This window comes from Solitalea agri (assembly GCF_023914155.1).
Classification (GTDB): Bacteria; Bacteroidota; Bacteroidia; order Sphingobacteriales; family Sphingobacteriaceae; genus Solitalea; species Solitalea agri.
In genome coordinates this window covers 235,183-247,993 of sequence record NZ_JAMWYS010000009.1, presented here as the reverse complement: position 1 = coordinate 247,993, position 12,811 = coordinate 235,183, and the positions used below count along the sequence as shown (strand labels likewise).

Sequence of the window (12,811 nt, the reverse complement as noted above, 5' to 3'; positions counted from 1 at the left end):
GTGGGAGAGTAGGTCGGTGCCGATTTTTATACAAGCCCTGCAGCAATGCGGGGCTTTGTTTGTTTATAGCCTTGGCTAAATGGTCAAATTGCTAAATTGTTTTATGGTTATAAAAGGATAACCGCAGAGGTGCACAGGCGCAAAGGCTTTCACAGGTAAAGTACTTTGTGCAACGCTGTGCAACTCTGTGGTTTAGTTTTTAACAATATGACCCAATAGAACAATTTAGCCATTTCCAACATCTAATAAATGGCATTCTGCTTGTCCCACCCTAAACCCGATTGCAATGGAAAGCCCGCAGCCAGGCGCTAGCTTTGTGTCGGGCAGGCGAGGACTTGCAATGGAAAGCGGGGCTGAATGGTGTTTGCTAGAGCTTGCTAAAGATTTTCGACTTGATTTTTTATTTCAGCAAGATAATTTGATGTTCAAAATTTACATTTTTGCAGCGGTTCAATTTGCGCAATTGTAAATTAGGCCTTTCAAATTTTGGGACCTTTTAAAATGAGAAACGGTTTATTGTTTATTTTTTTGTTTTTAATGATCAATACAGCTCATGCTGATAATTCTATTGATTCAATTGCCGCTCATCTAAACGATATATTAAACAATAAACAACAATATGTAAAAGAGAAAGAAGCTCGTATTGCAGGCCTGAAAAGTGTGAATCGGCAAGGGTTTTCTTTACTACAAGACTATCAGCTTAATAATAGTTTGATTAAGGAGTATCGAAAGTTTAAACTGGATACAGCAATTTTCTATGTTAAGCAAAACCTTGTAATTGCTGAACAATTAAAGAATTTTGACCTGATCAATGATTCGAAGCTTCAATTGGCTCTTCTATATTCATTTTCTGGCAAGTACCGCGAGTCGGAATCGGTATTAAATAATATAAACCCCAGATTGCTTTCAAAGGTTGCATTGGCTGATTATTATGAAGCAAAGTTTCGCTTTTTAGAACATTATGCCACTAATAGCTACAACGAGGCTTATATTAAAGAGATTAGTAGTTATCGTGATTCTTTGCTTTCGGTGTTGGATACTTCATTAATTCGGTATAAAATTACACTGGCTCAACAGCATGTTAATAATAATCGCTTAAAAATTGCCGAACAGGAACTACTGCCTCTTTTTAAAATTGTAAAACCTGATAGTCCGGACTATGCGATGGTTACTTATTTATTAGGAGCTATTTATAGAAGCCGGCAAACTACTGATTTGCAGAAAAAATATTTCATGCTGTCGGCAATTGCTGATTTGAAATGCGCAACTAAGGATCAAGCATCGATACAGAATTTAGCCCTTATAAGTTTCAGGGAAGGCAATATTGATTTGGCTTATAAATTCGTTCAATCGGCTATTGAAGATGCTATATTTTGTAATGTTCAGTTTCGTACAACCCAATTATCATCGTTTTATACCATTATCAATACGGCTTACCTCCAGAAGGAAGCTAAGCGTAAAAGTCAGCTTCAAAGTTATCTGATTGTTATTAGTTTGCTATCGGTTTTTTTGGTGTTATCGATAATTTACGTTTATCGACAGATGAGAAAGGTTTCGAGGATTAGAGTGGAGCTTCATCAAACGAATGAAAAACTGGCCAAACTTAATCAGGAAATTGGTCAAACCAACGAACAGTTACACCATATCAATTCGGAGTTATCAGAATCTAACCATATTAAAGAAGAATATATTGCCCATTTCTTCGACCTCTGTTCGGCCTATATAAATAAACTGGAAAACTATAGGAAAGACCTGAACAAAAAGGTAAGTGATAAAAAGATGGATGAGTTGTATAAAATGTTAAAATCGACCACTGTGGTTGACAATGAGCTGGATGAGCTTTACCATAACTTCGATCATATCTTTTTGAATCTTTATCCAACCTTTGTTAAAGACTTCAATGCCCTTTTGATACACGATGAGCAGATAGTTTTGAAACCGGGTGAATTGCTAAATACCGAATTAAGAATTTTCGCCTTGATTCGTTTAGGTATTAACGACAGTGTTAAGATAGCTGCATTTCTTAGGTATTCGTTAAGTACTATTTACAACTATCGAACAAAAGCCCGAAATAAGGCCGCCGTTTCTCGTGATGAATTTGAAAGAATGGTGATTAAAATAGGCTCGCTAACTGAAAAATCAGCCTAAAAGCATTGTTTTTTACTACTTTTTTATCTCTGGCTTTGTGTTTAGTTTGTTGAATATCAGCGGTTTGATAATGTTAATTCGCTACTTTTTTTGTTCAACACGTTTTAGCCCAATTTTATTTCTCTAGTTTTAACTTCAAGTAATTAAGCTCAGTTACTCCTATAGCTGAGTTGCAACCAATTTGAAAAATATTAAACTATTGTTAGTTCTATAATTATGAGAAAAAATACTCTTATAGCTGTTGCCTTATTATTTGGTAGCGTTGTTAGTGTTTTCGGGCAAAATAAAGTTCCCGTTTATTTAGATGATAGTAAACCTATTAAAGAACGAGTGGAAGATGCACTATCTAAAATGACATTGGAGGAGAAGATTGCCATGTGTCATGCTCAATCGAAATTTAGCTCACCTGGAGTGCCCCGTTTAGGGATTCCGGAAAACTGGATGACTGACGGTCCACATGGTATTCGTACAGAGGTTTTATGGGATGAGTGGTCTCAAGCAGGTTGGACGAATGATTCGTGTACGGCTTTCCCTGCGCTTACTTGTTTAGCCGCTACCTGGAATAGAGATATGGCCTTATTATATGGTAATTCAATAGGACAAGAAGCACGTTACCGTAATAAAAACGTTCTGCTGGGCCCGGGTGTAAATATTTATCGTTCACCATTAAACGGAAGAAACTTTGAATACATGGGCGAAGACCCCTTCCTGTCAGGTCAAATGGTAGTGCCTTACATTAAAGGAGTACAACAAAATGGTGTAGCAGCTTGTGTTAAGCATTTTGCATTGAACAATCAGGAAACTGATCGTAACACGGTAAATGTAAATGTTGATGACCGAACATTGTATGAGATTTATCTACCTGCCTTTAAAGCTGCAATTCAGGAAGGCGGAGCTTTGGCCATCATGGGTTCTTACAACAAGTACAAAGGACAGCAGTGTTGTCACAACGAATATTTATTGAAAGATATTTTGCGTAAAGAATGGGGTTTCGAAGGAGTTGTGATTTCTGACTGGGGAGGTGTTCACGATCTTAATCAGGCAATTCATAACGGCTTGGATATGGAGTTTGGTACCTGGACAAATGGTTTATCATGGGGAACCAGTAATGCCTACGATAACTATTACCTAGCTCAACCCTATTTAAAATTAATTAAAGACGGTAAAGTAGGAACAGAGGAGTTGGATGAAAAGGTTCGTCGTATTCTTCGTTTATCGTTTTTAACAACGATGAACCGGAACAGACCATATGGTTCATTTGCTACTAAAGAGCATGCTTTAGTCGGTCGTAAGATTGCTGAAGAAGGGATTGTGCTTTTAAAGAACAAAAACAATATGCTTCCAATTGACCTGAATAAAACAAAGAAGATTGCTGTAATTGGTGAGAATGCTATTAAGATGATGACTGTGGGAGGAGGAAGTTCTTCTTTGAAAGCAAAATATGAAGTTTCGCCATTGGATGGATTAAAGAAACGAATTGGTTCTCAAGCCGAGATCGTTTACGCCCGTGGTTATGTAGGTGATGCTTCAGGGAGCTATAACGGCGTTGCTTCGGGACAGAATTTAGCAGAAAAACGTTCTGCGGCAGAGTTGCAGGCCGAGGCTATCAATGTGGCTAAATCTGCTGATGTAGTAATCTTTATCGGTGGCCTAAACAAAAGCGATCATCAGGATGCTGAAGGCGCTGACCGTAAAGGCCTTGAACTTCCTTATGATCAGGATAAATTAGTTAGCGAATTAGTGAAGGTAAATAAGAACCTGGTATTTGTTAATATTTCGGGTAATGCAGTGGCCATGCCATGGGTCAATGAAGTTCCGGGCATTATACAAGGATGGTTTTTGGGTACCGAAGCTGGAAATGCTCTGGCTGAAGTATTAGTAGGTGATGTTAACCCATCGGGTAAATTGACCTTCACTTTTCCTGTAAAATTAACTGATAACGGTGCGCATGCTTTAGGTGATTTCCCTGGAAAAAATAACGAGCAAACTTATCGTGAAGGCTTATTTGTAGGTTACCGTTATGCTGATAAACAAAAAATTAAGCCTTTGTTCAGCTTCGGTCATGGTTTAAGTTACACCACTTTTGAATACGGGAAAGTAACTGCCGATAAAAAAGAGCTTACTGCCGATGATAAAATTACCTTTAATGTGGAGGTGAAAAATACTGGCAAGCGCGATGGTGCCGAAGTGGTTCAATTATACATCACTGATTTAAAATCGTCATTGCCTCGCCCGGTTAAAGAACTTAAAGGTTTTGAAAAAGTAGCTCTTAAAGCCGGTGAAAGCAAAACAGTTTCTATTACCGTTGATAAGTCAGCCTTGAGTTTCTTTGATGATAAAAAACATGATTGGGTAGCAGAACCTGGTGATTTTGAAGCACTGATTGGTGCCTCATCTTCGGATATTAAAACCAAAGTGGCATTTAAATTAAAATAACGATTGGAAAGCCCCTCCTCCATAGGGGGGCTTTTTATTTTGTTTTTTAACTTGAGCTTTAAACCAAAAACTATTCAATATCTGTGAAACCACACTTTCCTATCCTCGACGGCTTACGAGGAACAGCCGCCATTCTGGTTGTCATCTTTCATTTATATGAAGCTAAATACATCGATTATTCCATTCATCCGATTCATCATGGTTATTTAGCTGTTGACTTTTTCTTTTTGTTATCAGGTTTTGTGGTAGGATATGCCTATGATGACCGCTGGGCAAAAATGAATGTCATCGATTTCTTCAAAATTCGATTGGTTCGTCTGCATCCCCTGGTGACTTTAGGTGTTATTTTAGGCGGAATTGGCTTTTGGCTCGACCCTTATACCAATGGATTTCATAATTGGGGTTGGCTAAAACTAAGCGGATTAGTGCTGTTGGGCTTTACGTTAATTCCCGGACCTGATGTTAGGGGGTGGGGAGAAACACATTCGTTAAATGGACCGTGTTGGTCGCTTTTGCAAGAGTATCTCGCTAATATTATTTATGCGCTAGTAGGCAGGAAAATGAATAAAACGGCTTTGTCGATTTTGGTAACAATCAGTGGTATTGCGTTGGCTGTTGTTGCTATCTACAGAAACGACATTGCTACCGGCTGGAGCTTTGAAACTTTTTGGACAGGTGTTACCCGGATGATGTTTCCATTTTTTGCCGGATTGTTGTTGTTCCGCTCAGGAAAGTTGATCAAGCTTAAGCATGCTTATATTCTGTGCTCGGTTGCTTTAATTGTCTTGCTATGTTTACCTCACCCAAAATATAACGGACTATATGAAGCAGCTTGTATTATTCTGGCATTTCCGCTAATTGTGGCTGCAGGAGCAGGTGGGGAAGTGAAAGGCTGGCTTGCTAAAGTGTGCAAATTCTCCGGAGATCTATCGTATCCTATTTATATCCTGCACTATCCTTTTATGTATGTTTATATAGGGTGGTTTTATAAAGAAAAACCTGCAGATAACATGATGTTTTATGTAGGAGCTGCATTGTTTATATTTTGTATTGTTTTGGCCTATGCAGCATTAAAACTATATGATGAACCTATAAGAAATTGGTTGAAACAAAAACTTTCGAAAAATAAGGAGGTAGAGCAGGTAATTGGCTAAACTGATAAAAAAGCCAAAACTTTATCAATTAATATTATTGATAAGGTTTTGGCTTTTTATTAGTTTCTTTTGTTTTAAATCAACTTAATTGTCCAGATAAGCAAGAAAGTTTACCAAATTATGGTCTGTTCCCGTTAAATTCAGTTTTTTCCTAAGTCGGGTACGAGCTACATCTATTGATTTTGCATTTTGATGAGTAATGGCCGAAATCTCTTTGGTGGTCATATTCAGCTTAAGAAAAGCACATAACCTGCGTTCACTTGGCGTTAAATTCGGAAATTGTTCATTTAAGTTTTTATAGAACTTCTCGTGAACTTGTTGGAACCGGAATTCAAACTCTTCCAATAATTCGGGCTGAAGATTCGACTGCAGATCAAGCATTATTTTTTGAACAGCCTTTTGTGAATCCTCACCCACTTCCTTTTTCAGTTCAACCAGTTTTGTGGAAATAGTGTTGATTAGTTCATTTTTATTTAAAAGATGAATGACATTGGTTGTCAGTTCTTTATCCTTAATTTTCAGGTTATCCTCGAGGTTGCGTTTCTCTAATTGTAGTTTAAGTTGCTCGAGCTGAGCGTTGCGAGCTTTATTGCGTTGCAACAAAAAGAGCAGTGAAACAATGGTTAATGAAAGTAAAAGGCCAATTCCCCCAATCCAATAGTAGAGTTCTTTTTCTTTTTGATTGGCATCTAAAAAACGTCTTTTCTGATCAAAATCAAATTGCATTTCGAGTTCGGCTATTTTTCGGGTACGCTCCTGGTTAAACAAACTGTCATTTACCTGTTTGTTTAATTCTAATGATTGTAAAGCTTCATTATACTTACCTTGCTTTTTATACAATTTATACAATGAAGAAGAGGCCTCATTAACAGTTTCCCATGCACCGATACTACTACCTAAATCAACTGCATCCTTAAAATATTTTTCAGCGGTGTTTAAATCTTTTTGCTGACTAAAGTACAATTCGCCAATTTTAATATATGAACGAACCAAGCCGAGCTTGTCGTCGTTGTTTTTGCGAAGAGTTAACGCTTCGTTGTAATATTTAAGAGCCAGATCATCTTGTCCCTGATTTCGGTACAGCTGTCCCATGTCGGTAAGCACATTGGCAATGCCCCCTAAATGGTTGATCCTTTTATTAAGACCAAGCGATTCGTTATAAAAGGCGGCTGCTTTATCATATTCTTTTTCCTCATTATAACAATTACCAATGTTGTTGAGCAGTGTAGCACGCAAAAGAATCTTTTTACGATTGGTTTCAGCTGCCGTAACGGTAAAACCTTTTAATGCTTCATTATAATAGGTTAGGGCCTTATTAAAGTCAAGTTGAAAATAATAGATGTTACCGATGTTGCCATTTATCCTCGATAACATGTCTAAACCGATGTATTTTTGAGCATCCTTTATTAGTTTTTGATACAGTTGTAACGCTCTGGGGTAATTACCCAATTCGAGATATGCAGTAGCCAGGTAAAAATTCGCTTTGTATACCAATGAATCGGGGCCAAGGCTTTCTGCAAGTCGTAGCGCTTCATCTGCATATTTAAAGGATTGCTGAGGAAAGGTGTTAATACTAAGCTCTGAGAGTAATAAGGTGATATTTAATCGTTCCTTAGGGTCGTCGGTACGTAACAAGGCTCCTTCCAGACTATCAGTGTTAGCAATCTGACTGTAGCAATTTAAACTAAGAAGAAATGTAAAAATTAGTAATATGAACTGTTTTGAAAGTAAATCAATTCTATTTTTTTTATGGCTTAATGAATGATCGGAAAGGGAATAATTCACTGAACTGATGCTTTATGTTAAGAACTTACAATGTTATGAAAATGTAGCAATTGAAAAAATAGCTAAAACCAATTTACAGCAAGTTCTGCTTATGGTTATCAAGCTGGATAAGAAAGTCGGTCAAATTTAAATCGGTGCCGGTTAAGTTTAGCTTTTTGCGGAGTCTTGTACGGGCAACATCTATTGATTTTGCACTTTGGTGGGTGATTGTCGCAATTTCTTTAGAGGTCATGTTAAGCTTAAGTAATGCGCACAATTTGCGCTCGTTAGGGGTAAGGTCGTCAAACTTTTCATTTAATTTTTTATAAAAATCTTCGTGTATACCCTGAAATCTTATTTCAAACTCGTCTAATAATTCGGGTTGTAAATTTGCTTGAAGTTCATGCACGATTTTTTGAACTGTTTTTTGAGATGTGTTGTTTAAATCTTTTTTAATTGCCAGCAATTTATTCGAAACATCATTAATCATTTCTTTTTGATCGGCCAAATTCTTCATATTCAGCACAAGTTCTTTGTCTTTGGCTTCCAAGTCAGATTCTAAATGCATTGTTTCCAGCTGTAAGTGCCTTCGCATAAGCTTCATTTTTTTGATTTTATTACGTTGCAGCAAGTAAAGAAGAAAAACACCTGTTAATAAAAGTATTAGCGTTACCGTACCTAACCAATAATGGAGTTCTTTTTTGCGCTGTTGAGTTTTAAGTTCAGTCTGCTTACGGTCAAACTCATACTGCATCTCCAATTGTTGCATTTTTTTAATCCGCTCTCTGCTATATAAAGTGTCGGTCACTTCCTTGTTCAATTCAAACGTTTGAAGTGCGTTTTTGTAGTCTCCATTTTGTTTATATAGTCTATAAAGGTAAGAGGATGAGGTGTTTACGCTGGGCCAGAACTCTACTTGTTTCCCTAGCGTAACGGCCTCTTTTAAATAAACCTCAGCGTTGACATAATCCTTTTGATTAAAATAAAACTGGCCTATATCCAGGTATGAAGTGGCTAAGCCCCATTTGTTATTATGCGCTTTTCTTATCGCTAAAGCACTAAAGTATTGTTTAAGGGCTAAATCTTTTCGGCCTTGGTCACTCAGTAAGGTCCCCTGGTTGCTGATTACATTGGCCATTAGCTCATAATTGTTTTGCTCCCTGGCTAATGTTAATGCCTGATCAAAGTAATAGGCCGACTTTTGATAGTTTTTTATCCCTGTATAAGCAATACCAATATTTTTAAGCAGATAACCCCTTCGCTCTATCAATCTTTTATTAGTAACTTTTTTCTTCGAAAACTGGCTAAGAGCAGAAAAAAAGTACTGTAATGCTTTGCGATCATTGTTTTGATAGTGATAAAGTATTCCAAGTTTTTCATAGGCCGAGAACAATGCAAAGGAGTCGCCCGACTTTTGGGCTCTCTGGATAGCTTTAAGATAAAGTTGTAGGGACTGGGAATAATTGCCCATATGTAAAAATGCCGTAGCCTGGTTTATATAGGCGTAGTTTAATAAGGAATCGGAGTTGATTTTAAGAGCAAGTAACTCCAATTCATGTGCATAAACCAAAGCTTGCTGGGGATTGGTTTTATATAACTCTTCAGAAAGCTCTGTGGTAATATTTATTTTCGTGGGGTCACTTTCGGTATGTTTTAAAGCAGCTTTTAGGCTGTCGATAGTGGAGTCAGACTGAGCCCATGCAAACTGAGCGAGAAAAGTCATCAATAAAAATGAAGCCGATAGTCGTATCATCTCCAAACTTTTTTTTCGTTTACTTAAACGTACAGGAGGGTAAATTATACTTCTGCAATGCGCAACATTGATTAATTTAATAAAAAACCACGACTTATTAGTTCAATTTATATTGCTGCAAGATTATTGAACTCAAAATAATTTGCTGCGTCAATTACTGCTTCCAAAATTTAATTTCCCAGACTTTTAGGTCCTTTTTTAACCAAGTTGAGTGATAACTTTTCTTAACTCTTCGTTTATTTTCTTGCCTTACTCTGTTTAAAGCCATTTGAAATACTTTATGTAGTAATGAAATATTGATGTTCTTCATGCTTTGTAGTGATAATGTAGTGATCCGCTATGGCCTGATAATCAATATAAAAGGCTTATTTAGGTTTTCAATTCAATAAATAAAATCGATTCAATGAAACAGAAAGTACATTATTGGTTCGCTTTAGTTTGGCTAATCTGCTTGCTTTGTCAGACGGGTAATGCTCAAACAAAAAGTGTTAAAGGGACAAGGTCAAACAGTCAGGACACAACCCTTTTTAAAACGGTTACCGTTTCTGTAAAAGACCTCGGTAGTTCCAAAGTATTAGATAGTGTTCGTGTAACATTAGGACAAGAGTCTAAATTTACGACCAATGGACAAGTGGTATTCGAAAATAATCCAAGTCGAAATCTTGTTTTGCATAAGCCCGGTTATCGGAGGGTAGCTAAATATGTTACTTCTGAAACTGTCTCGATAGCAATGGTATCGCTTGATGAATCTGAGGGATTTCTTATTAGCACAGGTCAATCTAAAGCAGTTAGTCCATTATTCTCTGGTTCAACTGTTACAGTTAAAGGAAACGATCTTCGAAAAGTTAATTCCATCAACTTTATTGATGCTTTAAAGTATTATGTTCCATCGTTAACAGTTATCTATAGCAATAATAATGGAAGTAACCCAAATTCACTTCCTGAAATCAGATTGCGTGGTGCAAATAATTTGCCTTATGCAACTACCCTTGCTAACTCTACAAATGCAGGTTCAGGTGTTCAAAAGAATCCTTCTGCAGCTGACTATGTTGCTTCAAATGTGACTTCAAATAGCAGCCCAATTATTTTATTGGACGGTGTTCAGGTAACGCTGCAAACGGCAATGGATATTGATTTAAACCGTGTTCAAAGTGTTACTGTGTTGCAAGATGCAGTATCTACCGCCAGTTTTGGATTGAGAGGTGGTAATGGGGTGATTGCAATTCAAACATCAAAACCTAAGAGTGGTTTAAATATTTCTTTCAGTGAGCAGGTGCAAGGTGCACAAGCTGACATTTCTTCATTTAATAGTTTAAGTGCAAAAGAAAAGTTTGAGCTGGAAAACGCTGCAGGTTTATATCCTTCAACTACAGATGCTGTTTACCAAAATAGATATGACCAAGTTTATAATAAAGGTAATAATACTAACTGGTTGCAAATTCCTTTACAAAATGGCATAGGATTAAAACATTCTCTTGCTGTAAGTACCGGAACTGAGAATATTTTTTACGGTGTGACTGCAGCTTACAATGATATTCAAGGAACCATGAAGGGGTCAAACAGAAAGAACTTAGACTTAAGTACTGATTTTGGCGGTAATTTGGGTGGTTTCTCTTTTAGCAATAAGTTTAGTTATCTGGGATCTGATGCCTCAAACTCTCCATACGGGAAATTTAGTGACTATACGAAGCTAAATCCTTACTGGACCCCTTATGATTTAAACACCGGCAAATTTCAAAAGTATCTTGAAGGAGATGTTTATTTAAACCCTGCATACAATTCAACTTTAGCAACTACAGATAATGCTAAGTATGCAAGATATAACAACCAAACCAATTTAAGTTTACTCTTAGGGGCTGGATTCCAATTAAATGGGATTGCAAGTATTACTAAGCAGTCTGATGAATTGAATTATTTCTTACCTCCAAGCCATACCAACTTCGGTAATATAACCGCAGCCAATATTTTAAGCAGAGGATTGTATAATTATACTGCTAATTCATTCCTTGATGTTCAGGGTGGGGCTAATTTACAATACCAAAAGAATTTAGGTAAACATGAGATCTCTGCAAATTTTGGAGAGAACATCTCTCAAACATCTAGTGAATCGGAATTAATATCGGTAAGTGGTTTTGCAATTGACCGCTTGGCCGATATTGCTTATGGAACTGCGTACAAAGGCGAGAAGCCTGTAAGCAGTAAAATTGTAACTCGTTATGCCTCTACTTTTGGTAATGCTTCATACAGCTATGATAAACGTTATCAAATTGATCTATCTGGGGCACTGGATAACTATTCAGGTTTAAGCAGTACGTCAAAGTTCGGTGCTGTTGGTTTATCATGGAATGTTCAAAATGAGAGCTTCTTAAAAAATGTAAGTTGGATTAATCTGTTAAAAGTTAAAGGAAGCTTAGGTATTACCGGTAATCAAAACTTTTTATCCTATTTAGATAGAACAGCTTATGATTATTATACTAACCAGCAATATATACCAGGCACAGGTAATAGTAGCACAATCGGTCAAGGATTAGGATCGTATTTAATCGCTTTTGGTAATAAAAACTTAAAAGCTCCTGAAACCTATAAGCAAGATGCTGGAATTGATGCAGCATTATTTAATAACAGATTAGCGCTAAACTTCAATGTTTATCAGCAAAAGTCTTCAAATATCATAATGCCAACACTTTCAGCTTCATCAACAGGTTATCAAGGTTTTTCATACTATGATAATTATGCGGGAATTGAAAACAAGGGTTTTGAATTTGGTATAGCTGGAACTGTTTATAGATCGCAGAAAAATAACTTGAGTTGGAATGTGATGGTAAACAGTCTTCATAATACAGACAAGATAACTTCTATAGCTCCATTTATTGAGCAAGTAAATGCAAATAATAATACGGTTTCATCTCAGGATAAACCACAGTCGCAATACAAAGTAGGTTACTCACCTTCGGCAATTTGGGCAGTTCGCTCGGTAGGTATTGATCCTATAACAGGCAACGAAACTTTCATGTCGAAAGATGGTTCTCTCACATTTTTATGGGATGCTGATGATAAGGTATTTGCCGGTAATTTAACACCTAAATGGCAGGGTTCATTTGGTACGGATGTTACTTTCAGACAGTTTTCGTTAGGAATGTATTTCGATTATCAGTTAGGTGCAAAGGTTTACAACCAAACGCTGGCTGATCGTGTTGAGAATGCAAACATTATGTTCAATGTTGACAGTAGAGCGGCTTCGGCGCAGCGTTGGCAGCAAGACATGAGCAATCCTCTTTACAAGGCACTTTCTTTAAACGGTATGGCAACTTCACCAACTTATGCCACAACTCGCTTTGTTGAAAAAGACGATAAAATACAGTGTGCATCTATGATGATTGGTTATGCAATGCCAAAATCAATTGCTGAAAAACTCAAGGCTCAAAGCATGGGCTTCAAATTTATAGTTAACGATGCTTTTGAATGGGGAGGCGCTAATATGGAACGCGGTATTTATTATCCTTTCCAACGCAATTACACCTTTACGTTAAATGCAAACTTTTAATCACCTAAACTG

Annotated in this window: 7 protein-coding genes; 5 read left to right on the top strand and 2 right to left on the bottom strand. The window is 37.0% G+C overall.

Annotated elements, in window-relative coordinates; genetic code table 11:
* The first annotated feature begins 286 nt into the window (after positions 1-286).
* The 4 genes from NF867_RS03395 to NF867_RS03380 all read left to right on the top strand — a co-directional run bounded on the left by NF867_RS03395 (position 287) and on the right by NF867_RS03380 (position 5,738).
* Positions 287-469: a hypothetical protein gene (locus NF867_RS03395; RefSeq protein ID WP_252586140.1), complete on the top strand. Its 183-nt coding sequence runs from the start codon at positions 287-289 to the stop codon at positions 467-469.
* A 32-nt stretch (positions 470-501) separates the two neighbouring features.
* On the top strand, positions 502-2,148 hold the full coding sequence (locus tag NF867_RS03390) for a DUF6377 domain-containing protein (protein WP_252586139.1): 1,647 nt from the start codon (positions 502-504) through the stop codon (positions 2,146-2,148).
* Positions 2,149-2,364: 216 nt separating this feature from the next.
* The gene (locus NF867_RS03385) at positions 2,365-4,584 is read left to right on the top strand and encodes a glycoside hydrolase family 3 C-terminal domain-containing protein (RefSeq protein ID WP_252586138.1); all 2,220 of its coding nucleotides are present in this window, start codon (positions 2,365-2,367) and stop codon (positions 4,582-4,584) included.
* An 83-nt stretch (positions 4,585-4,667) separates the two neighbouring features.
* A complete protein-coding gene (locus NF867_RS03380; protein WP_252586137.1) occupies positions 4,668-5,738 on the top strand; it encodes an acyltransferase family protein in 1,071 nt (356 codons plus the stop codon).
* Between the two features lie 84 nt (positions 5,739-5,822).
* Here the strand turns inward: NF867_RS03380 and NF867_RS03375 are convergent, their stop codons facing one another.
* Positions 5,823-7,523, bottom strand: a complete 1,701-nt coding sequence (locus tag NF867_RS03375) for a tetratricopeptide repeat protein (RefSeq protein ID WP_252586136.1) — start codon at positions 7,521-7,523, stop codon at positions 5,823-5,825.
* A 73-nt stretch (positions 7,524-7,596) separates the two neighbouring features.
* Positions 7,597-9,255: a tetratricopeptide repeat protein gene (locus NF867_RS03370; protein WP_252586135.1), complete on the bottom strand. Its 1,659-nt coding sequence runs from the start codon at positions 9,253-9,255 to the stop codon at positions 7,597-7,599.
* Between the two features lie 403 nt (positions 9,256-9,658).
* Here NF867_RS03370 and NF867_RS03365 point away from each other — a divergent pair, with 403 nt between their 5' ends.
* Positions 9,659-12,799 (top strand): TonB-dependent receptor plug domain-containing protein, encoded by a 3,141-nt coding sequence (locus tag NF867_RS03365; protein ID WP_252586134.1) that lies wholly within the window; start codon positions 9,659-9,661, stop codon positions 12,797-12,799.
* Positions 12,800-12,811: the final 12 nt, after the last annotated feature.